This is a genomic window from Brevibacterium otitidis (assembly GCF_042429315.1).
Classification (GTDB): Bacteria; Actinomycetota; Actinomycetes; order Actinomycetales; family Brevibacteriaceae; genus Brevibacterium; species Brevibacterium otitidis.
The window spans coordinates 58,035-79,987 of the sequence record NZ_JBHMAU010000028.1; the positions used below are offsets into that span (position 1 = coordinate 58,035).

The window sequence follows — 21,953 nt, forward strand, 5'->3', positions numbered from 1 at the left end:
CGCTCCTGCTCTGCCGCGCCTTCAGCTGCGGGTGAAGCGGATCGTCGGATCAGTGCGCACATGCACGAGCGCAGGGCCCGGATGGTTCAGCGCCGCTTCGAAGGCACCCGCGAAGTCCTCGGTGCGGGTCACACTGAATCCGGCCCCGCCGAAGGCGTTGGCGTAGGCGGCGAAGTCCGGGTTCTTCAGCCCAGTGCCCTCCGGCCGGCCGGGATAGTCGCGCTCCTGGTGGCCGACGATCGTGCCGTAGACGCTGTTGTCGTTGACGATGACGGTGATATTCAGGCCATGGGCGACCGCGGTGGCGAACTCCTGGCCGTTCATGAGGAAGCAGCCATCGCCGGCGACGGCGAGCACCGGCCGATCCGGGCACACGAGCGCTGCCGCGACCGCCGCCGGCATCCCGAAGCCCATCGCCCCGTTGCGCGGGCCGAGCGCCGACGGGAAGCTGTGCACCGGCAGGTAGCGCGCGGCCCACCCGGAGTAGTTGCCTGCCCCATACGTGATGATCGCGTCATCCGGCAGCAGGCGGCGCACCTCGCCGAAGGCGGTATCCATATCGACATAGGCCGGGTCCTCATCGCCGGTGGGCGCCGGGACCTGGCGCCAGTCAAGGAACTGCTGCCGGGTCTCGGCCACCCAGCCGGGCAGGTTAGCCCCCACTCCCGAGGCGGTGGTCGCCACGGTGCCGGCAATTGCCTGGGCGAAGCCGCGGGTGGTGGCGATGACCTGCTCATCGACCGGCCCGAAGTGCGCATGCAGATCAGGATCCGGGCTGATGACGATCGTGTGGGCCGGGCTGCAGCCGATTGAGTACGAGTTCGTGGACACGTCGGTGCGCTGACAGCCGAGATAGACGTGCAGGTCAGCCTCGTCGAAGGCCGCGCGAGTCAGGGGTGCAGAGCCGAAACCGAGCGCGCCGAGGTAGTGCGGCTCATCGTGATCGATGCCGTCATAGGCGCGGAAATCGGCGATGATACCCATGCTCAAGGCGGCCGCCCAGTCGGCGACGATGCGCGACGTCTGCTCATCCCAGCGCTCGCCGCCGACGATGAGCACCGGGCGCTTCGCTCTCCCGACCGCCTCTTCAACCGCCGCGATCTGTGCGGCGGTGGGCACCACCTCGGGAACGGGGCGCGGCGCGACGGTCGGGGCGGAGGTGGTGACAAGCTGCGGGTCCTCCGGCAGGCCGACGATGACCGGGCCGGGCCGGCCGGAGGCGGCGGTGTGCATGGCATCGGCGACGATCGCGGCGGCCTCATCGGGGTGGTCGAGGATGAGGGTCTTCTTCACGGTCGTGCCGAACCAGCCGGCCAGGTCGAACTCCTGGAAGGCCTCGCGCCCGCGGTGGTCGCTGGGGATGAGGCCGGCGAAGATGACGAGCGGGGTGGCGTCCTGGTAGGCGGTGTGGGCGGCGATCATGACATTGGCAGCACCCGGCCCGCGGGTGACCATCGCGATGCCCGGCCTGCCGGTCATGCGGCCCTCGGCCATCGCCATGAAGCCCGCACCGGCCTCCTGGCGGCAGGTGATCGTGCGGATCGGCGAATCGTGCAGGCCGTCGAGCACATTCAGGTAGGACTCGCCGGGCACGCAGTAGATGCGCTCGACGCCCTCGGCTTCGAGCTGGGCGACGATGAGGTGCCCAGCCGAGCGGGAGGCAGGGGCATCGGAGCCGCCGGTGGAGTCCTGTGCGGAGGCGGCAGGGGAGGAGTCAGCAGGGGAGGAGTCAGCAGTGGAGATGATGCGCGTCATAGTCACACTCAATCACAGAATCCAGCCCGCGTGCAGGGCCGTTCCGTCCGGCGCGCAGCGAGCCCGCCGTCGTCTGGATGGAGAATCCGGGTTGTTTTGGGTTCAGGTCGGAACTGTTTCACGTGCGGTCGTGGATAGTAGTGTTCAGGTGTCGTGAGTGGTAGTGTACAAGCATCGTGTAAGGAAGTGTTCGAGTGTCGTAGATGGTAGTGTCCGCGGGCTGCAGTTGGCACTCGGGCAACGAGTGCGGGTGATCGCGCAGGCTGCGGAAAGGGCAGTGGCATGGATTATCAGCGTCGAACGATTGATACGGAGCTGGACGATCTCATGTCGATGGCGCCGGTTATCGCCATTGACGGCCCCAAGGGCGTCGGCAAGACCGATACCGCTTCTCGGCGGGCTTCCACAGAGTGGATGCTCGATGACCCTGGGCAGCGAGAGATCGCCGCCGCCGACTTCACCTTCTCAGCAGTGCCACACGGCACGCTGCTCATCGATGAATGGCAGAAGCTCCCGCAGGTATGGGATGCAGTCCGCCGGCGGGTCGATGCCGGAGTTGAACCCGGCCGGTTTCTCCTGACAGGGTCGGCGACTCCAACGGATGCCGCTGGTACGCATAGCGGAGCAGGACGGATCCTCTCGCTCCGGATGCGGCCGATGGCGCTGCATGAGCGAGGCGCCGTGACGCCCACCGTGTCGTTGGCTGCGTTGCTGAGCGGGGAGCAGCGCGCGATCGAAGGGGAGTCCCAGTTCACCGTCGCCGACTATGCAGAGTCCATCGCCGCTGGTGGATTCCCGGGTGTCATGACGGCCGCGCCGCGAGTCAGACGAGCAATGCTCGACTCCTACATCGACAGAATCATCGACCGTGAGCTTCCGGATTCGGGTTTTCGTGTGCGTCGTCCAGAGGTGCTGCGCCGGTGGCTTGCCGCCTATGCGGCGGCTGTGTCCACGACGACGGCTTACTCGAAAATACTCGATGCCACCACCGGAGGCGACGGTTCACAGCCGGCGAAGACGACCACACTGGCGTATCGGGAACACCTCACCCGGCTGTGGCTGCTCGACCCAGTTCCTGGTTGGCTGCCAGCGCACAACGATCTGCGCAGACTCCAGGAAGCACCCAAGCACCATCTCGCCGACCCTGCGCTGGCGGCACGACTGCTGGGCCTGTCTGCTGGTTCCCTGGTTGGGAGAACCGGTTCGCATATGCTGGGCCCCCTCTTCGAATCGCTTGTCACATTGAGCGTGAAAGTCGCCGCACAAGCCGCAGAAGCCCGCGTGAGACATCTGCGGATGTATGGCGGAGATCGCGAAGTCGATCTCATCGTCGAAGGCGTCGACGGGCAGGTCCTCGGCATTGAGGTCAAACTCGCCCCCAGTGTCTCCCCTGCAGATGTCAGACATCTACTGTGGCTGCGCGACCAGATTCCAGACCGGATTGCAGACCTCGTGGTCGTCACCACAGGGACGACGGCATACCGGCGTCCCGATGGGATCGCCGTCGTGCCACTTGCGCTGCTGGGGCCGTGACGCCGGGCGCAGCCTCGGCCGTCGACCACCGCCTCGGGAACGGCAGCCCTCGGGCCACCGGAACCGACTCAGCGCAGGTAGCCGGGGATGTCCTCGGAGACCCGCGGGGCGATGAACGAGCAGATGCCGGTGATCGCGGCGATGACGGCGAGCATCGCCGGGGCTGGCCACCAGGCGTTGTCGGTCGCGGCGAGGAACACCGTCGCCAGCATCGGCACGAAACCGGAGACCATCGCCGAGAGGTTCGCCGAGATCGCGACACCGGACAGGCGGTGCGAGGGCGGGAACAGGGCGGTGGTGAGCGCGCCGTTGACGGCGTATGGGATCGACAGGCAGGCCACGCCGATGGTGACGCCGAGGATCACGAGGATCGCGTTGGTCGACTCGATCATGAGGAAGATCGGGAAGGCGATGAGGATCGTCGCCACGCTGCCGATGACGGCTACGCGGGAGACGCCGAGGCGCTCGGCCAGGCGGCCGAAGCACAGCAGCACGAGGATCTCGATCGCCGCGGCGGCCAGCGTGGCGCCGAGCATGAGCGTCTTGGACATGCCGAGGACGCCGGTGCCGTAGGAGACGACGAAGGTGGTGACGAGGAAGAACCCGCCAACACCGAGGAAGTTCGCGCCCATGCCGACGAGCACCTGCGGGAAGGACTTGCGGAAGAGCTCGAGGACCGGGGCGGACTCCTTCTCGCCGGCCTCTTCGAGCTCGCGGAAGATCGGGGACTCCTCGAGCTGCTTGCGGATGTAGACGGCGACGAGCAGCAGCGGGATCGCGGCGAGGAACGGGATCCGCCAGCCCCAGGCGTCGAAGGCCTGGGAGGGCACGATGACGGCCATGAGGAAGAAGCCGCCGGAGGACATGAGCGTGCCGATCGGGGAGCCGACCTGCGGGAACACGGCGTAGCGGGCGCGCTTGGCCGGCGGGGCGTTCTCGACGGCGACAGTGACCGCGCCACCCCATTCGCCGCCGACGGCCAGACCCTGGACGATGCGCAGGGCGACGAGCGCGATCGGCGCCCAGATGCCGATCTGGAAATACGTCGGCAGCAGGCCGATGACGCCGGTGGCCACGCCGATGCCGATGATCGTGATCATGAGGACGGCCTTGCGGCCGATCCGGTCGCCGAGGTGGCCGAAGACGAAGGCGCCGATCGGGCGGGCGACGAAGCCGACACCCATCGTGGCGAAGGACTGGATGGTGGCCATCGCCGGGTCCTCGGAGTGGAAGTACTGCACGTTGAAGACGATGGCCGCCGCAGTGGTGAAGAGGAAGAAGTCGTACCACTCCATCGCCGTGCCCACGAGCGCGGCGGTCGCGGCCTTGCGCGCGGTGGTCTCATCGACCTCGATGTGCGGGGCGGGCGCTGGGGCGGCAGGCGAGGCGCCGGGCTCGGACATGGGAACTCCTGGATGGTCTCAGGCGGCGACGGTCAGGCACGCGGCGTGCCAGGCGGCGTCACAGTGCTGGCGGTTGGTGGTGCCCGGCCACTGTACTCCGGAAAAGGTCATAGATGTGAGGCGGGGCACGAGAAATCTGCACGACCTGCGGGTCTACATCCAGGTAGCCGTGTGCGATGCGATTGCGCATCCCCCGCATATCAGGCCACATACCGCTGAAGAGTCGATCTCGTTCTTCTTTTGGCCACCCTGAGAGCGCCTCGATTCCCGCTGACAGACGCATACAGATTGCGTCAACGACGAGTTGATCCTCTCCGTGCTGGAGATACTCGGTGGTCTTCTGAAGGTGGGTGAGGGCATCCGCGAGGATCTCGGGCGTCGTGCGGCTTATAGCGGAACTGCTTCGGCCAGAACGCGGTCGCGGAAGTCCCGCCTCAGGGATGATTCGGGCACCAGATCCACCGGTGCCTGGACGATCTCCTCAATTTCACGTTCGAGTCGGCTGAGCTCCATGAGACCGAGTGGCCTCCCCATTGTGAAGAGGAGGTCGATATCTGACGTGAGCGTGTCTTTGCCCGTGGCAAGCGAACCGAAAACGCGCACGTTGCTGCCCCCTGCCTGGCGGATGGCCCGCTTGATCGCAGGGGCATTCCGTCGCAACCGGCGAGCAAGGGTGGACGTACCGTGAAAGTGGAGCAACCGCGAGACCTCTGGCTGGCTCCGACCGATCTGCTCTGAGATCTCAGCCTGTGTCTGGCCGCGTGAATATGCGAGCCTGACGGCACGAACCAGTTCCTGACGTCGATCCGCGATCTCCTTATCAACGCGTTCAGCTGTAGCTGCCAGTTCAGTGCTCATGCTCAATTATAGGCTGACCTATATCTATCCTGTCGAGTCCGGAGATCGTGAATGCCTCGATGCGTTCGTGAGGGACTCACCGCTCAGCTACGGACCGAGAGCGTGTTCCACTGCACAAACCGCTCTGAGCTGTTAGCGTGGCACAATCGCCGGCATCGCCGCCGGTGACGCCCCACCACCGCCCAGCACACGCCCCTCACATCCCACCGGAGCCGACATGATCACCGACGGATTCCTCTTCCTCAGCCTGCTCGTCGCCATCTCGGCCGTGCTCGTCTACCTGGAGAAGCGCCGCGGCATCCGCCTGTTCAAGTACGTGCCCGGCTTCGTGTTCCTCTACCTCATCGCCGCGCTGCTCAACACCATCGGCGTCTTCGGCGAATCTGACTCGATCACCGACGTCGGCGGCGGGGTCAAGGACGCGCTCTTGCCGGCGATGATCATGCTGCTGCTCTTCCAGTGCGACATTCGCCAGATCATCAAGCTCGGCCCCAAGCTGCTGCTGACCTACGCGGCCTCGGCCCTGTCGATCCTGCTCGGCTTCGTGCTGACCTTCCTCATCCTCCGCGGCCTGCTCGACACCGAGGCGTGGAAGGGCCTGGCCGCGCTCGCCGGCTCGTGGACCGGCGGTTCGGCGAACATGGTCGCAGTGCAGGAGATCCTCAAGGCCCCGGAGAACGTCTTCGGCCACGTGCTCATCGTCGACACGATCATCTACTCCGTGTGGCTGCTCGTGATGTTCTCCTCGGTGACCGTCTCAGACCGCTTCAACGCCTGGACCAAAGCCGACACCTCCTACCTCGACGTCCATTCCTCCGACACCGGCTCCGCTGGAACCGACGCCACCGGCGCCGAGGCGGGGGAGACTCTCGATCTCGTCTCCCTGTTCCGGGTGCTCGCCCTCGGCCTGTTCGCCTCAGCTGTGGCGACATGGATCGGCGGGCTGCTGCCGGAGATCGGGGTCGTCGTGACCTCGACGACGTGGACGATCCTCATCGTCTCCGTCCTCGGCCTCATCATCGGCTCGACCCGCTGGGGCAAGATGCCCGGGTCGTCGGAAGTCGCCCAGATCATGCTCTACATCATCATCGGTGTCATCGCCGCAGGCTCGGACTTCACCTCGCTCGTCGAAGCACCGCTGTACCTGCTCGCCGGTGTCATGGTCGTGCTCATCCACCTCGTGCTCATGGTGCTGTACGCCAAGGCGACGAAGACCGAGCTGTTCAGCATCGCGGTCGCCTCGACTGCCAACATCGGGGGAGTGGCCTCAGCGCCGGTCGTCGCCAGCGCCTTCAACCGGCAGCTCGTCCCGGTCGGTGTGCTCTTCGCACTCATCGGCGCTTTCGCCGGCACCTTCCTCGGTCTGGCCGTCGGACAGGTGCTGTCCGTGCTGGCCTGAACCCGGTCACCGGTCCGCCCTGAGACCGGCCACCGAGCTTCCCCACGGGCGGTCAACGAAAAGAGTGTGCAGTCTTTCATGTTTTCGGGCCCGAAAGACATGAAAGACTGCACACTCTTTTCATTCGGCCAGCCGGTCAGCGCCAGCTGCCCGGCCGCAGCACACCTCCGCCAGCCGGCCGCAACCTCAGCCGCGATCCTCCTCGGGGATCCGCGCAGCATCAGCGACATCGCCGAACCACTCATCGACGAGATCGTCATATGAGCCGTCCTCATACATCTCGCCGAGCATCGTGTTGAACTCATCGGCCAGCGCGGAGTTGCCCTTGACGACTGCAGCGCCGAGCAGTTCATCGGTGTCGTAGCTCTCGACGAGTTCGAGGCTGTCATCGGCCTGCACCGCGGAGTAGATCATCGAGACATTGGCGACCATCGCATTGACCTGCCCGGAGCTGATCGCCTGGATCATGATCGTGTTGTCCTCGAACTGCACGGTCTTCGTGCCCTTCTCCTGGGCAAAGGTCTCGCCGGTCGTCGCCTGCTTGACGCCGACCTCCTTGCCCTTGAGCTCCTCGATCGACTTGACGCCCGAATCCTTGCGCACCATGAGCGCGAGATTGTCGAGCAGGTACGGATCGGTGAAGTCCATCTTCGTCGCGCGGTCATCGGTGATCGTCATCCCCGCCAGCGAGATGTCGCACTGCTGGGTGTCGAGCACCGACGCCGACTCGATCGCCTCGAAGCCGGTGTCGACGAGTTCGAACTCCAAGTCCAGACGCTCCGCGAGCTTCTTCGCCAGATCGATGTCGAAGCCGACCGACTCGCCGTCACGGGTGAATTCGAAAGGCTCATACGGCAGCGTCGAGCACATGATGAGCTTGCCGTCCTTCGCCAGCTGGTAGTCGTTGCCGCCCGCCTCATCGGAGCCGGAGCCCGCGCCGCCGCACGCGCTCAGCAGCAGCGCGCCGGCCGCAGCGAGCGCGGTCAGTGAGGTCAGATGTCGAGTGCGATTCATGTCATCTCCTGTGCAGTGATGGTCACCGGCCGCCCCGGGCCCGAGGCGGCGGTCCGGTGACGGTGTCCGGCTCCTCAGTCCTCGTCGAGTCCACCGGGGTGGAGGACGCGGGAGAGGAAGGACTTCGTGCGCTTGTGCTGGGGGTTGCCGATCACCTCGGCGGCGGGGCCCTCTTCGACGACGACGCCGCCGTCCATGAAGACGACCTTGTCGGCGACCTCGCGGGCGAAGTGCATCTCGTGGGTCACGACGATCATCGTCATGCCCTCATCGGCGAGGTTCCGCATGACGCCGAGCACATCGCCGACCGTCTCCGGGTCGAGCGCCGAGGTCGGCTCATCGAAGAGCATGAGGGAGGGCTCCATCGACAGCGCCCGGGCGATCGCCACGCGCTGCTGCTGACCGCCGGAGAGCTGATCGGGGAACCGGTCTGCCAGATGCGCCAGGCCCACCTTCTCCAGGCTCGATATCGAGACCTCATCGGCTGCCTGCTTGGCCCGCTTGAGCACCTTGCGCTGCGCGATCGAGCAGTTCTCCAGCGCAGTCATATGCGGGAACAGATTGAAGGACTGGAACACCATGCCCACGTGCCGGCGCATGATGTCGAGGTCGGTGTCCGGGTCGGTGGCGATGAACCCGCCGACGTCGATGGTCCCGGAGTTCGAGGTCTCCAGCACATTGATGCAGCGCAGCAGCGTCGACTTGCCCGAACCCGACGGCCCGATGAGGCACACGACCTCACCAGGAGAGACGTTCAGGTTGATGCCCTTGAGCACCTCGACATCGCCGTAGGACTTGTGCAGGTCGGAGATCGTCACACCGGACTGCGCAGCGATCTCGGCGGTCGCGGCATCCGCTGCGGCCTTCGCCTCGGCAGCTGAGGAGGATCCGGTGCCGCCTGTCGCGGCATTCGCGTCGTTGTTGAACACAGCTGACACCTACTTCTTGATCTTGGCGGTACGGGATTCGAACTTCCGGGCCAGGAAGCCCAGCGGCACCGTGATGACGAGGTAGCACGCGCCGGCGACCACGAGCGGAGTCAGACCCGCCTCGGGAGCGGTGATCGCCTCGCGCCCGAACTTCGTGAGCTCGTACTGGCTGGCGGCCAGACCGAGCAGGTAGATGAGCGAGGAGTCCTTCGTCATGAGGATGATCTCATTGGTCAGCGGCGGCAGGATGATGCGGAAGGCCTGCGGGATGACGATCGTGATCATCGCCCGCGAATGCGTCATGCCCAGCGAGCGGGCGGCCTCGAACTGACCTTTGGGCACAGCCTGCAGGCCGGCGCGCAGGGTCTCGGCGATATAGGCCGAGGACACGATGCCGAGCGCCAGCATGACGGTGAGGTAGGTGTCCATCCGCATGCCGAAGGCGTACGGGATGCCGTAGCCGAGCGCGATGAACACGAGCAGGGCCGGGACTCCGCGGAAGAACTCGATGTACACCGTCGAGAGCCACCGGTAGGGGCCCACGGACGAGATCTTCATGAGCGCCAGCAGAATGCCCAGCGCCAAGCCGAGCACGAAGCCCAGGGCGGTGTAGATGAGGGTGTTCTTCAGCGCGATCGTGATGATGCCGGGGAACTGGTCGGCCATGATCTTCGGGTTGAAGAACTTCCCGAAGATCGTGCCCCAGTCGGCGAAGAACGCTGCGATGAGAACCGCGATGATGAGGATCGCGTACTGGATGCCGCGGGACATGCGTGCCCGCTGGCGCATGGTCATTGCCACCGTAAAGCTCCTTGTGGGGTGGGTGGAGTCGTGCTGCTGCCCGGACAGCCGGCGGGCTGCTCTCAGGCGGTGGAACAGGTGTGGAGGAGGGAGTGCGGACTGTGCCGCGCCCGAGGCGGGCCGACGTGGGCGCGTCGGCTCACCTCGGGCGCGGGGCCGGGTGCGTCACGCGCCGCGTTCGTCCTCCGGGACCTTCGCGGCGTCGGCGATGTCACCGAACCATTCCTCGACGAGCTCGTCGTAGGAACCGTCCTCGTACATCTCGTGGAGCATCGTGTTGAACTCGTCGGTGAGTTCGGTGTTGCCCTTCTTGAAGCCGGCGCCGAGCACTTCGTCGGTGTCGTAGTTCTCAGCGAGTTCGATCTTGTCGCTGGCTTCGGTGGCGGCGTAGATCGTCGAGAGGTTCGCCACCGCAGCGTCGATCTGGCCCGAGGTGATCGCCTGGGTCAGCAGGCCGGAGTCCTCGAACTGCACAACCTTGGCTCCGGCGTCCTGGGCGTACGACTCACCGGTCGTCGCCTGCTGGGCGCCGACCTCCTTGCCTTCGAGCTCATCGAGGGACTTGATGCCGGAGTCCTTGACGACCATGAGGCCGAGGTTGTCGAGCAGGTACTTCTCGGAGAAGTCGAACTTCGTTGCCCGCTCATCGGTGATCGACATGCCCGAGATCGCCGTGTCGCACTGCGCGGTGTCGAGCGCCGAACCGGATTCGATGGCCTCGAACGGAGTGGTGACGACGTCGAGTTCGAGCTCGAGGCGGTCGGCGAGCTTCTGCGCCAGGTCGATGTCGAAGCCGACGGTCTCGTTGTTCTCGTCGGTGAACTCGAAGGGCTCATACGGAATGTCAGAGCAGACGGTGAGCTTGCCGCCGGCGACCGGCTTGAAGCCGTCAGCGCCATCGCTGTCGTCTCCGCCTCCGCCGCAGGCCGAAAGGACAAGGACAGATGCTGCCGTCAGGGCAGCAAGACTGAGGGAACGCTTCACGGATTTCCTCCTGATTGCAGTGCGGTGACGTCGTCACCGGGTGGTACGAACCCTGCGCCGGGTCCGCCGGCGCCACCGAAAGTGCGGTGTGCGGTTGAGTATATCGTGAAGCACGTCACAAGTCATAGGCGGTTGTGCGGCACTGGTGATTGTGTCCAAATCGTGTCCGCTCCTCCCGGTGCCCGAGGCGGTGGTTCAGACGGTGCCGGTCACCGGTCCCGAGGCGGTGGTTGGCTCCGCTCCCGAGGCGCCGGTTCCGGTGGCTCCGGCTGCCTCGGCGGCGATCGCGGCGAGCGTGCGCTCGGCCAGGGCTGCAGCCCGTGTTCCGGTCATGAACTGCGGCTCGGTCGCCCGGGAGATGGCGATGCCGTCGAAGGTCGCCAGCGCCCACCCGGCTGCCGCTTCGGGCTCGGGATGGCCGGGGTGGGCTGCCGCGATGAGTTCGCTCATGCGCTCACGCAGCTGGGTCCATGTGAGGGCGTGGATCTCGGCGAGTGCGGGCGTGACGCGGGAGAGGGCGACGAAGTCGAGCCAGATGCCGGCGGCGGTGAGATCGTCCTCGCGGGTCGAGCACAGCACCAGGGCGAGGTGCCGCAGCACGGAGGCGGCCTGCCCGGTCTCCTCGGCAGGAGTGCCGGCCGGTTCCGCGGTGCCGAGGTAGTCCTCGATATCGGTGGTTACAGCAGCCGAGATCGCCTCCATCGCCGCAGTCAGCATTGCGGCCTTGGTGGGGAAATGGTGCTGGACCGCGCCGATCGACACCCCGGCCTGGCCTGCGACCGTGCGGACGGTGGCCTTCTCGATGCCGCCTGCGGCGATGACGGAGACGATCGCGTCGATGATGTGGTCTCTGCTCGTGCTCATGGATCCTTCGCTGTTGGCGGGCACGGTGCTTCCACACCGGCAATACAAGTGTATTGCATACCCGACAATACGACTGTATTGTTTCGGTCATGGAGACCTCCCCGACCTGCAGCGCAGCGGACCCGGCCGCCCATCGCGATCGCCCAGCCGAGCCCGGTGATTCTGCTGCCCCCGGTGGCGCAGCTGCTCCTGCCCGCCGGCGCATTGCCGGACTCGACATCGCCCGCGGTGCCGCCGTGCTCGGCACACTCGGCACCAACATCTGGCTCTTCACCCACCCCGCCGGCCTGCTGGGCTACATCCTCGACCCGGCCGCCGGACTCGCTGCCGGTGCCGAGACCATGGCCTTCCAGGTGCTCAGCTCCCTGAGCAACGGCAAGTTCCTCTCCCTGCTCATGATGATGTTCGGCATCGGCGTGTTCCTGCAGTTCACTGCCTGGCACAAACGCAGCGCGCGCCGCGGCTGGCTGCGCAGCTACGCCCCGCGCGCCGGCCTCCTGTTCCTCGACGGGCTCATCAACTTCATCCTCATCGCCGAATTCGACGTGCTCATGGGCTATGCCGTCACCGGCTTCATCGTCGCCGGCATCATCGCCACCTCCCCACGCAGCACGCGCATCTGGGCCTGGGTGACCGGGGTCCTCCATGTGCTCGGCATCGGCCTGCTCAGCCTCCTGCTGCTCACCCAGCCCGAAAGCGCCAACGGTGATGCCGGTTCCGAGCTCACCGGCCCGGCCGCCGACTGGCCGCTGTGGCACGGCGTCAACCCCTACCGCGAGGCCGGCTTCACCGAACTCGCCGTCTTCCGCCTCGACAACAGCCTCATCTTCCGCGCCGAACCGATCTTCACCCTCGCCATGGGCATCTGCCTCTTCCTCATCGGCGCCCGCCTGTTCGCAGGCGGCATCTTCATCCCAGGCGGAGCCCGGCTGCGCCGCCGCTGCCTGCTCATCGGCGCCGCCGCGGCACCTGTCGACCTGCTCTTGGGCATCGTCGGCTCCCCGGCGGCGGTCTTCGCGCAGCGCTACCTCACCGCCAGCCTCGTCGCCATCGGCCTGCTCGCCCTCATCGCCCATGCCAGCCTGCACCGCTGGATCCCCCGGGCCGTCGAAACCGCATGCGCTGCCGCCGGGCGGATGTCGCTGAGCGTCTACGTCGGCCAGAACCTGCTCGCCGGCGCCCTGTTCTTCGGCTGGGGCCTCGACCTCACCGGCCGGTTCCCCGAGGCCCGCCTGGCGCTCACCATCACCGGTTTCGTTGCCGTGCTCGCAGCCGTCATTGCCTTCGCGCTGACGTGGCAGACGATCGCCGCCCGCCGCGGTGTGCGCGGACCGGCCGCCCGCGGCCCCCTCGAATGGCTCACCCACCTGGCACTTCAGAAGCTCACCTGACTACCCAGCCACCGCCTCGGCGCCGGCGCGAACCGAACCGCGCAGCGGCCCCCTGTCCACACCCTCTCCCCTCGCGCTCATTGTTGAACAATTGCTAGAGTGTGTCGCGTCACAGGGCAGCCACCGCATCGGTGCCGCCCGCGCCCGCCCGAGCGAGGAAGCACGATGAGCAGCCACACCCCGGACCCCACGCCCGATCACACCGGCGCCCACACAGCCCAGCCAGGCGACACCGCCCCGGCAAACGGCACACAGGCCGATGCGAAGAAGGCCGTCACCATCGGGGCGACCGGTCGCACCGCGATCTTCGGGGCCATGTTCCTCATGGCCACCTCCTCGATCGGCCCGGGCTTCATCACCCAGACCTCGGTGTTCACCGTCCAGCTCGGCGTGGCCTTCGCGTTTGCGATTCTTGTCTCCCTGCTCGTCGACATTGCCATCCAGCTCAACGTCTGGCGCGTCCTCGGCGTCACCGGGCTGCGTGCCAACGAACTGGGCAACCGGGTGCTGCCGGGTATCGGCTGGGTGATGGCCGCCTTCGTCTTCGTCGGCGGGCTCATCTTCAACATCGGCAACATCGGCGGTGCCGGCCTGGGCACCAACGCGATGCTCGGCATCGACGCGAAGATCGGCGGCGCGGTCTCAGCGCTCATCGCGATCTTCATCTTCCTGTCCAAGCGCGCCGGCGTCGCACTCGACCGCATCGTCGTCGCACTCGGCGCGGTCATGATCCTGCTCATGCTTTACGTCGCCATCGTCTCCCAGCCGCCGGTCGGCGAGGCGCTGAAGAACACCGTGCTGCCCGAGGAGGTCGACTTCCTCGTCATCACCACCCTCATCGGCGGCACCGTCGGCGGCTACATCACGTTTGCCGGCGCTCACCGCCTCATCGACTCGAAGATCACCGGACGTGAGAACGTCGGCCACATCACGCAGGTCTCGGTGCTCTCGATCATCATCACCGGTGTCATGCGCGTGCTGCTCTTCCTCGCCATCCTCGGCGTCGTCGCAGGCGGCGTGACGCTGTCGCAGGACAACACCGCCGCCGATGCCTTCCTCGCCGCCGCCGGTGAGGTCGGCCTGCGCGTCTTCGGTGTCGTGCTGTGGGCCGCCGGCCTCACCTCGGTCATCGGCGCCTCGTACACCTCGATCAGCTTCGTCACCACCCAGCGGACGAGCCCGCGCATCCGCAACCTGCTCACCATCGCCCTCATTGCCGTGTGCGCGACCGCCTTCCTCATCCTCGACCAGGCCCCGCAGACACTGCTCATCTTCGCCGGCGCCTTCAACGGCCTCATCCTGCCGATCGGCTTCGCCGTCGTCCTGTGGGTCGCCTGGGCCCGCCGCGACCTGCTGCACGGCTACCAGTACCCCAAGTGGCTCGCTGCCCTCGGTACGCTCACCTGGCTGGTCACGATCTGGCTGGGCTGGAACTCGCTCACCGGCATCGCCGCACTCTGGCAGGGATGACGATGGACACCGCTCCCGAGGCACCGGCGGGCTCCCCGTTCACCTCACCTGCGCAGGCCAGGGCGGCCTTCCGGGCCGGTCTCGACCGGCCGACCGCCGGCCTGTGCCCGGGGTTCACGCAGACGAACCTGCTTGCTGTGCCGCGCGAGCATGCCTTCGACTTCCTGCTCTTCGCCCAGCGCAACCCCAAGCCGATGCCGATCATCGGAGTGCTCGAAGCCGGGCAGACGAGCTCGCCGCTGCTTCAAGGCGGGGATATCCGCACCGATGTGCCGGCCTACCGGATCTACCGGAACGGTGAGCTCGCCGAGACCGTCACGGATGCCACCGCGTTCTGGCGAGACGACATCGTCAGCTTCCTCATCGGCTGCTCGTTCACCTTCGAGGCTGCGCTGCTGGCCGCCGGCATTGACATCGCTCACATCAGCCAGAACGTCAACGTGCCGATGTACCGCACCTCGATCGACACCGCACCGGCCGGGATCTTCTCAGGCCCGCTTGTTGTGTCGATGCGCCCGCTGCCGGCGAACCAGGTCGCCGAGGCGGTGCGCATCACCTCCCGCTACCCGGCCGTGCACGGGGCACCGGTGCACATCGGCAACCCGGCAGAGATCGGCATCCGCGACCTCGGCAACCCTGACTACGGCGATGCGGTGACGATCCCGGATGGGCATCTGCCGGTGTTCTGGGCCTGCGGGGTCACCCCGCAAGCCGCGCTGCTGGCCGCCCGCCCGGAGATCGCGATCGCCCACTCACCCGGGAAGATGCTCATCACTGACGCCCGGGATGCCGAGTTCCAGGTCCCCTAAGCCCAGGTTCCCGAGGTCGGTTCCTCATAGGCCGGGCGTACCTGCGTGAGGAGACCAAGTTCAGGACAGCAGCTCGCGGACCTCGCTGCGCGCCCGGTCGAGGTAGCTGCGCATCTTCTCAGCGGCCTCGCGGCGCCGGCCGCTTGCGGCAAGGTCGGCGATCGTGGCGTTGAGCTCGATATAGGGGTAGTGGAAGCCGCGGCGCTCGGCTGAACCGCGGATGAAGACGAGCCGCATGAGCGCGAGCACCCGGGTCATGACCTCGTTGGCGTAGTAGGACTCGGCCGAGGCGATGATCGCCGAGTGGAACCGCTGGTTGGCATCGCCGACCGCATGGGGGTCGCCCGCCTCGCGTGCGGCCCGCCCGGCGGCCACACAGTCCTTAAGCGTGGCCGTGTCGAGCCGGTCCGACCACTGCAGGACGGCCGGTTCGAGCAGCGAACGGCACTGGTAGATCTCATCGACGTGCGAGATCTCCGGCAGCGTCACATGCACCCCGCGGTGCGGCAGCCGCACGACGACCCCGTAGCCCTGCAGCGCGACGAACGCCTCGCGCAGCGTGTTCCGGGAGACCTCCAGCCGGGTGGCCAGGGCAACCTCGTGGAGCTTCTCGCCAGGGGCGAGCTGGCCGGTTGAGATCTCCTCCAGCAGCGTATGGGTCACCCGCTGCTGTGCCGATACGAATTCCATGGTCACGCCGCCATAGTAGGAGACAATCGCGGTAGCGGCGGCTGTGATCTTTCTGTCATGTTCCCTTACCGTTCCCATACGCCCTCAGTACCAGCCTCGCGCCGCATCCTCGGCACGGTTCAGGAGATCCGCGCGAGCACCTGACCTGCCGAAACGCTGTCACCTGCATCCAGGGGCTCACATGCAATCGTCCCGCCGGACGGGGCGGAGACATTGGACTCCATCTTCATCGCCTCGATGACCGCGACCGTCTGCCCGGCCTCGACCGCGTCGCCGTCTGCCACCTTCCACGTCACGAAGCTGCCGGCATATGGACTCGTGACCTCCGCTCCCGAGGCGTCGGCGCCGTTGTCGGTGCTGCTCGCCTCGGTCTCGGTGTCCGCGCCCGTGGTGCCGGCAGGCTGGGCCTCGCCGGTAGACGCACCGCTTGGGCCTGGGCTGGCGAGCCGGCTCAGCAGCTCAGCAGGCAGACCGAGCTCGACGCGCTTGCCATCGAGTTCGACGCCGAAGCGGGTGAGCGGCTGACCATCACGTTGATCGGCGAAGACCTCGGTGCGTTCGAACTGCTCGGCGAAGTCGTTTTCGATCCAGGTCGTGTGGACGGCGAAGTCATCGGCGAAGTCAGAGTGTTCGAGCACTGCCTGGTGGAACGGCACGACCGTGGCGACCCCCTCGATGACGAGTTCGCGCAGCGCCTGCCGGGCACGCGTGATCGCCTGGTCGCGGTCGGCACCGAAGACGATGAGCTTGGCCATCATCGAGTCATAGGCACCCGGGATCGTCGACCCGCTCGTGACCCCGGTGTCGACGCGGATGCCCGGGCCGGTCGGGGCCTCGAATCGGGTGATGGTGCCCGGGCAGGGGACATAGCCGTTGGCGACGTCTTCGGCGTTGAGCCGGAACTCGATCGCATGCCCGAGCTGCGGCACAGTGATCTCGCTGTCCCCACCTGCGGCATTGCCGTCAGAAGCATCGCCGTCGGCGAAGGATAGTGGCAGGCCGGCGGCGATCCGGAACTGCTCGCCGACAAGATCGACGCCGGTCGTCATCTCGGTCACCGGATGCTCAACTTGCAGGCGCGTGTTGACCTCCAGGAAGCTGATGGTGCCGTCTTCGGCGATGAGGAACTCGACCGTACCGGCGCAGACGTACCCGGCAGCCTGGCAGATCTTGACCGCGCCCTCACGGATCGTCGCCTCCTGTTCGGAGGTGAGGAACGGTGCCGGTGCCTCCTCGACGAGCTTCTGGTTGCGCCGCTGCAGCGAGCAGTCCCGCAGCCCGATCACGACCGTGTTCCCGTGCGTGTCCGCCAGGATCTGCGCCTCGACGTGCCGGGGGCGGACGAGGAATTTCTCGACAAAGCACTCACCGCGGCCGAACGCGGCCACCGCCTCGCGCCCGGCGGCCGCGAAGGCATCCTCGACGTCAGCGAGCTCATGGACGACTTTGAGGCCGCGTCCGCCGCCACCGTAGGCAGCCTTGATCGCAATCGGCAGCCCGTGCCCCTCAGCGAAGGCGTGCGCCTCCTCCCAGTCCTCGACCGGGCCATCGGAACCGGGCGCGAGCGGGGCGTCGACGGAGAGTGCGATCTCGCGGGCGGTGACCTTGTTGCCCAGCTTCTCGATCACCTCAGGTGACGGGCCGATCCACGTCAGTCCCGCCTCGGCGACGGCGGCGGCGAACTCAGCGTTCTCGGCGAGGAACCCGTAGCCGGGGTGGACGGCCTCGACACCGGCGCGCAGCGCGGTTTCGATGAGGGCCGGGATGTTCATGTACGTCTCGGCCGGGGCGGTGCCCGGCAGCCGGTAGGCCTCGTCGGCGATGCGGGTGTGCAGGGCCTCGGCGTCGGCATCGGAGTACACGGCCACTGAGCGCAGCCCGTGGTCGGCTGCCGCGCGGGCGATGCGCACGGCGATCTCCCCGCGGTTGGCGATGAGCACGGAAGCAAGCGTCATGACGGTTCTCCTGGCAGGTCGGCGGCGTGGATGGTGAAGCGCGCCTCGGCACCCGGCGGCAGCTGGGCGGCGAGGTCGAGGTCTTCGGCGATGACGGTGGCGATGACCGGATACCCGCCGGTCACCGGATGGTCGGCCAGGAACAGCACCGGCTGGCCTTCCGGCGGCACCTGGATTGCACCGGAGACCATGCCCTCACTGGCGAGCTCCCCGGTGTCCTCGGCCCGGCGCAGCGGCCGGCCGTCCTCGCCTGCCTGCAGGCGAAGGGCGATGCGATTGGACTCCTGGCTGACCGTCCACACTTGGCTGGTGAGCGTCTCCAGCTCACCGGGGGCGCACCAGTCATCTCTCGGCCCGGGCACCACCCGCAGCTCTGCGGTCGTGAGATTACCTTCCGGTAGGGTCGTAGGCTCCGGCCCGCCGACGGCAACCACGTCGGGTGTGACGGGCACCTTGAGCTGCTGGCCGACGCTGATCGGCTCAGGCCCGAGCCGGGAGAGCGTATCGGTGGCCGTCGAGCCGAGCACCTCGCTGGTGACGAACCCGCCGCGCACCGCGACATAGGAGCGGATCCCATGCGTCGGCGCACCGATCTCCACACTCTCACCAGCCGGGGCGACGAGCGGGGTGCGCAGTGGGGCGGGCTTGCCACCCACGGCGACAGGCGCCTCGGCTCCGGTGACGGCCAGCGTCAGGTCGGTCTCAGCACGGAGTGCGAGCCCGCCGAAGAGGCATTCGATGACAGTGGCGTCGCCGCGGTTGCCGACGATCCGGTTGGCCTGCCGGGCTGAGGCGCGGTCGAGCACCCCGGAAGTCGGCACGCCGGTGTCGCCGTGGCCGGTGCGCCCGCGGTCCTGGAACAGCGCCTGCAGACCCACGGCGGTGACGGTCGCCGCCGGGCGGGCCGGCTGGCTTGCCGGCGCCGAGGCGGTGGCCGGGGAGAGCGTGACCTCCTCGGCCACCGCCCGGTAGCGGATCTCATCACCCGGGCTGATGCGGTTGGGTGGATTCTCGCCCAGATCCCACACCGGGGTGGGGGAGGAGCCGAGAAGCTGCCAGCCGCCGGGTGAGTCGATCGGGTAGACGGCGGAGAACGGCCCGGCCAGGGCGACGGAGCCGCGCGGCACCTTGGTGCGCGGGGAGGACCGGCGCGGGGTGTCCCAGCCGCTGCCAGCAGCGGTGCAGTAGGCGAAGCCAGGGGAGAACCCGCCGAAGGCGGCCAGCCAGTCTTCGCTCGTGTGCCGGTCGATGAGCGCCTCGGTCGAGATGCCGTAGTGCTCGGCGACCGCTTCGAGGTCCTCGCCGTTGTAGACGACGTCGATGTCGATGCGCTTGTGCGCGCCGGCGGTCGCATCATCCGGAGTCAGTTCGCGCAGGGCGGCCAGGGCTGAGTCGAGGCCGCGGCGGGTGGCGGCTTTGAACAGCAGCGTGCGGGCGGCGGCGATGACCTCGATCTGCGCGTCGAGCGGGTGGGCGCTCAGGTGGGCGTGCCAGGCCATGACGGTGGCGGTGTCGGGCAGTTCGATGAGCACCGCGCGGGTGCCCATGGGTCGGAAGTCCGGAGAGCTGGTGGCAGCGCCGGATTGGTCGGCCGGGCTCATGCGAAGCTCGTGACTGTCACGCCGGCTTCGTCGAGGGCCTCGCGGATGGCTTTGGCCATCTCGACGGCACCCGGCGAGTCGCCGTGCACGCAGATCGACTGGGCGTCGACGCGCAGGGTCGAGCCGTCGCGGGCGGTGACCGTGCCCGAGGTGGCCATCTCGACGACCCGGGAGCGCACGGTGTCGATGTCGGTGACGACCGCATCGTCCTCCGACCGGGAGACAAGCGTGCCGTCGGGATTGTAATTGCGATCGGCGAAGGCTTCGGTGATGACCTGCAGACCGGCCTTGACGGCCATCTCCGCGGCGATCGAGCCGGGCAGCAGAAGCAGCGGGACGCTGCGGGAGAAGGCCCGCAGCCCGTCGATGACGGCCTGAGCGTGCTCGGCATTGCGCACGAGCGCGTTGTACAGCGCGCCATGGGGTTTGACGTAGCGGACCTCGGAGCCGTGCGAGCGGGCGATCGCATCGAGGGCGCCGATCTGGTAGAGCACCTCGTCAGCCAGCTGCTTGGGGTCGTAGTCGATGAACCGGCGGCCGAAGCCCGACGGGTCGTTGTAGGCCGGGTGCGCCCCGATCGTCACACCGCGGGCAGCGGCCTGGCTGACGGTGGCCGAGATGCCGTGCGGGCTGCCGGCATGGAAGCCGCAGGCGACATTGGCCGAGGAGACGACGTCGAGGATCGCCTCGTCATTGCCGACGGGAATGCCGGCGACCGATTCGCCCAGGTCGGAGTTGACGTCGATGCTGCTCATAACTTCTCCTCCAGTTCGCCTCGGCGGGCCGCAGTGCCCTGATCGTTGTTGAACAATTCTACGGGATGGGAGCCGGTTTGGCGTCGGGAGGGGCTGGGGAAAACGGTCGGCGCCGAGGGCGGTGACTCAGCTGATGGGTGGTGGCGGGTCTCAGTAGCGGGCGGCGCGGCGTGCCCGGCGCTCATTCACCCGGCGGGTCTCTCCGCGGATGGTGAAGCAGGAGATGACGGTGCCGACGAAGAAGAATCCGCCGGTGAAGAGGAATAGCAGACCCATGACGATCTTGCCGATGTAGAAGTACTGCAGGCCTGCGATGAGGACGAAGCCGAGGAGGGTGAGGACGAGGGCGAGGCCGGGATCCTTGGCCGGTTCGGTGGCGTAGGGCGACATGCGAGCTCCTTTCGCGAACAGGTGCGCGTGCTGGTGCTCTTCCCAGTGTGCCCTATCGGCATCCGAACCGGCTGGGAGCACTGCCTGGCGGACGCCAGAGCCGACCGCGTGCCTCAGCCGAGCAGCCGCACACCGGCCATCGCAAGCCCGCCGAAGAGCATGCCCCAGGCGATGATCGACACGATCTGCCAGCCCGCCACGGCATTGCGGGAGGCGCCGAAGGAGACCATCGCCATCGAGGTGATCTGGCTGGGCAGCACCGTCTGGCCGAGCAGGCTGACGCCTGGCACGCCCCACCGGTCGAAGGCGCGCCGGAGCCTGGCCCGCTTCGGAGAGTCGGCCCGCTTCCGAGCATCAGCCGGCTTCCGCGCTGTCACCCAGGCGCGGATTGTGTGAGCACCGTAGACGAGGGCGAGCATCGACAGCACATTGCCGAGGATCGCGGCCGGGATCGCGATGACGGGATGGACGCCGGCGACAATGCCGATGACCGAGCCGAAGTACGACTCGACGAACGGCAGTGCGGAGATGAGGATGATGCCGGCCCAGCGGGCCCACATCGGCAGCGAGGTGGTGAATTCCTGGAGTGCTTCGAACATGGGTCTCTCCTTCACGAGGGGCGGCTTCACGCGGGGCTGCACTTGTCTGGTACAGCGTGCTAGTTCAGTGTACTGGTACAGTGTGCTAGATTGTCAAGTGACGATCGGAGTCGTGAACGAAGCGCTGGAAGAGGCGCCAGGCGGGAGGAGTCCGATGGCTGACAGGCGGGAGCAGATCGTCGAGGCCGCCCTTGAGCTCGTCGAGTCCGGCGGGCCAGGTGCTGCGAGCGTGCGCGCTGTCGCCGAGCGCGCCGGCATCGGCGCGAGCACGCTTCGGTACTATTTCCCGACCCAAAGTGCGCTCTTGCACGCAGTGGCTGAGCGGGCCTATTCGCGTGAGGTGCCCGATCTCGACATCGCGAACTCCTCACGGGATCCAGCCGAGCGGCTGACCGAGTGCATGCTGCAGTTCCTGCCGCATGATGACGAATCGACGCGCTCGCTGCTCGGCATCTGGGTCACCCAGATGTCCAATGCCTTCGGCCCGGAGGCTGATGACTCCAGTACGCGGATGCTCTCACGGCTCTACGAGATCGGGCTGGCCAGGATCGAGTCATGGCTGCGCGTCCTCGCCGCCGAAGGGCACCTGTCCGAAGATGACATCTCCGACCGCGCCTCCCTGCTGAGTGCGGCATGCGATGGGCTCATGCCGCAGTTCGGCGCCACCGACCTGGAGCTGACGCTCGATGTCGCCCGCAGACGACTGCGCTGGCTGTGCGGAGCCGTGCTCGACCACACGCCCTGAACCCGAAA

21 protein-coding genes are annotated in these 21,953 nt (G+C 67.2%); 6 read left to right on the forward strand and 15 right to left on the reverse strand.

Annotation, left to right across the window (positions count from 1 at the left end):
• Window positions 1-21: 21 nt before the first annotated feature.
• Window positions 22-1,755 (reverse strand): thiamine pyrophosphate-dependent enzyme, encoded by a 1,734-nt coding sequence (locus ACFFN1_RS03885; RefSeq protein WP_376838783.1) that lies wholly within the window; start codon window positions 1,753-1,755, stop codon window positions 22-24.
• A gap of 282 nt (window positions 1,756-2,037) precedes the next feature.
• Between ACFFN1_RS03885 and ACFFN1_RS03890 the strand changes: the two genes are divergently transcribed.
• Window positions 2,038-3,288 (forward strand): ATP-binding protein, encoded by a 1,251-nt coding sequence (locus tag ACFFN1_RS03890; RefSeq protein ID WP_376838785.1) that lies wholly within the window; start codon window positions 2,038-2,040, stop codon window positions 3,286-3,288.
• A gap of 68 nt (window positions 3,289-3,356) precedes the next feature.
• Here ACFFN1_RS03890 and ACFFN1_RS03895 read toward each other — a convergent pair whose 3' ends face one another.
• The 3 genes from ACFFN1_RS03895 to ACFFN1_RS03905 are packed head-to-tail and all read right to left on the reverse strand — an operon-like array spanning window position 3,357 to window position 5,549.
• A complete protein-coding gene (locus ACFFN1_RS03895) occupies window positions 3,357-4,691 on the reverse strand; it encodes an MFS transporter (RefSeq protein WP_376838787.1) in 1,335 nt (444 codons plus the stop codon).
• 58 nt (window positions 4,692-4,749) lie between these two features.
• Complete coding sequence (locus ACFFN1_RS03900) at window positions 4,750-5,136, reverse strand: HepT-like ribonuclease domain-containing protein (protein ID WP_376838831.1); 387 nt, start codon at window positions 5,134-5,136, stop codon at window positions 4,750-4,752.
• The gene (locus ACFFN1_RS03905; protein ID WP_376838789.1) at window positions 5,079-5,549 is read right to left on the reverse strand and encodes a nucleotidyltransferase family protein; all 471 of its coding nucleotides are present in this window, start codon (window positions 5,547-5,549) and stop codon (window positions 5,079-5,081) included. Before ACFFN1_RS03905 ends, ACFFN1_RS03900 begins: the two co-directional genes overlap by 58 nt.
• A 217-nt stretch (window positions 5,550-5,766) precedes the next feature.
• On the opposite strand from ACFFN1_RS03905, the gene ACFFN1_RS03910 reads away from it, so the two are divergent.
• Window positions 5,767-6,948 carry a DUF819 family protein gene (locus ACFFN1_RS03910; RefSeq protein ID WP_376838791.1) on the forward strand — a complete coding sequence of 394 codons (1,182 nt, stop codon included), beginning with the start codon at window positions 5,767-5,769 and terminating at the stop codon, window positions 6,946-6,948.
• Between the two features lie 186 nt (window positions 6,949-7,134).
• Here the strand turns inward: ACFFN1_RS03910 and ACFFN1_RS03915 are convergent, their stop codons facing one another.
• The 5 genes from ACFFN1_RS03915 to ACFFN1_RS03935 form a co-directional block, all read right to left on the reverse strand.
• Complete coding sequence (locus ACFFN1_RS03915) at window positions 7,135-7,962, reverse strand: ABC transporter substrate-binding protein (protein ID WP_376838793.1); 828 nt, start codon at window positions 7,960-7,962, stop codon at window positions 7,135-7,137.
• Between the two features lie 74 nt (window positions 7,963-8,036).
• The gene (locus ACFFN1_RS03920) at window positions 8,037-8,798 is read right to left on the reverse strand and encodes an amino acid ABC transporter ATP-binding protein (protein ID WP_376838833.1); all 762 of its coding nucleotides are present in this window, start codon (window positions 8,796-8,798) and stop codon (window positions 8,037-8,039) included.
• A gap of 102 nt (window positions 8,799-8,900) precedes the next feature.
• Window positions 8,901-9,692, reverse strand: a complete 792-nt coding sequence (locus tag ACFFN1_RS03925) for an amino acid ABC transporter permease (RefSeq protein WP_376838795.1) — start codon at window positions 9,690-9,692, stop codon at window positions 8,901-8,903.
• Between the two features lie 165 nt (window positions 9,693-9,857).
• Window positions 9,858-10,676, reverse strand: coding sequence for an ABC transporter substrate-binding protein (locus ACFFN1_RS03930; protein WP_376838797.1), 819 nt, complete (start codon window positions 10,674-10,676; stop codon window positions 9,858-9,860).
• 195 nt (window positions 10,677-10,871) lie between these two features.
• Complete coding sequence (locus ACFFN1_RS03935; protein ID WP_376838799.1) at window positions 10,872-11,540, reverse strand: TetR/AcrR family transcriptional regulator; 669 nt, start codon at window positions 11,538-11,540, stop codon at window positions 10,872-10,874.
• Window positions 11,541-11,629: 89 nt separating this feature from the next.
• On the opposite strand from ACFFN1_RS03935, the gene ACFFN1_RS03940 reads away from it, so the two are divergent.
• The 3 genes from ACFFN1_RS03940 (at window position 11,630) to ACFFN1_RS03950 (ending at window position 15,210) form a co-directional block, all read left to right on the forward strand.
• Entirely contained in the window at window positions 11,630-12,931 is a 1,302-nt protein-coding gene (locus ACFFN1_RS03940; protein WP_376838801.1) for a DUF418 domain-containing protein, read from the forward strand.
• Between the two features lie 165 nt (window positions 12,932-13,096).
• Entirely contained in the window at window positions 13,097-14,401 is a 1,305-nt protein-coding gene (locus ACFFN1_RS03945) for an NRAMP family divalent metal transporter (RefSeq protein ID WP_376838803.1), read from the forward strand.
• A 2-nt stretch (window positions 14,402-14,403) separates the two neighbouring features.
• Window positions 14,404-15,210: a putative hydro-lyase gene (locus ACFFN1_RS03950; protein ID WP_376838835.1), complete on the forward strand. Its 807-nt coding sequence runs from the start codon at window positions 14,404-14,406 to the stop codon at window positions 15,208-15,210.
• 60 nt (window positions 15,211-15,270) lie between these two features.
• Here the strand turns inward: ACFFN1_RS03950 and ACFFN1_RS03955 are convergent, their stop codons facing one another.
• From ACFFN1_RS03955 to ACFFN1_RS03980, 6 genes are all read right to left on the reverse strand, one after another.
• The gene (locus ACFFN1_RS03955; RefSeq protein ID WP_376838837.1) at window positions 15,271-15,900 is read right to left on the reverse strand and encodes a GntR family transcriptional regulator; all 630 of its coding nucleotides are present in this window, start codon (window positions 15,898-15,900) and stop codon (window positions 15,271-15,273) included.
• Between the two features lie 119 nt (window positions 15,901-16,019).
• A complete protein-coding gene (locus ACFFN1_RS03960) occupies window positions 16,020-17,855 on the reverse strand; it encodes an acetyl/propionyl/methylcrotonyl-CoA carboxylase subunit alpha (protein WP_376838805.1) in 1,836 nt (611 codons plus the stop codon).
• Window positions 17,852-19,456 (reverse strand): 5-oxoprolinase subunit B/C family protein, encoded by a 1,605-nt coding sequence (locus ACFFN1_RS03965; protein WP_376838806.1) that lies wholly within the window; start codon window positions 19,454-19,456, stop codon window positions 17,852-17,854. Before ACFFN1_RS03965 ends, ACFFN1_RS03960 begins: the two co-directional genes overlap by 4 nt.
• Complete coding sequence (locus ACFFN1_RS03970; RefSeq protein WP_376838808.1) at window positions 19,453-20,211, reverse strand: LamB/YcsF family protein; 759 nt, start codon at window positions 20,209-20,211, stop codon at window positions 19,453-19,455. Before ACFFN1_RS03970 ends, ACFFN1_RS03965 begins: the two co-directional genes overlap by 4 nt.
• A gap of 150 nt (window positions 20,212-20,361) precedes the next feature.
• Window positions 20,362-20,601, reverse strand: coding sequence for a TM2 domain-containing protein (locus ACFFN1_RS03975; RefSeq protein WP_165883714.1), 240 nt, complete (start codon window positions 20,599-20,601; stop codon window positions 20,362-20,364).
• A gap of 113 nt (window positions 20,602-20,714) precedes the next feature.
• Window positions 20,715-21,200: a hypothetical protein gene (locus tag ACFFN1_RS03980; protein ID WP_376838810.1), complete on the reverse strand. Its 486-nt coding sequence runs from the start codon at window positions 21,198-21,200 to the stop codon at window positions 20,715-20,717.
• A gap of 154 nt (window positions 21,201-21,354) precedes the next feature.
• On the opposite strand from ACFFN1_RS03980, the gene ACFFN1_RS03985 reads away from it, so the two are divergent.
• Window positions 21,355-21,945: a TetR/AcrR family transcriptional regulator gene (locus ACFFN1_RS03985; protein WP_376838812.1), complete on the forward strand. Its 591-nt coding sequence runs from the start codon at window positions 21,355-21,357 to the stop codon at window positions 21,943-21,945.
• Window positions 21,946-21,953: the final 8 nt, after the last annotated feature.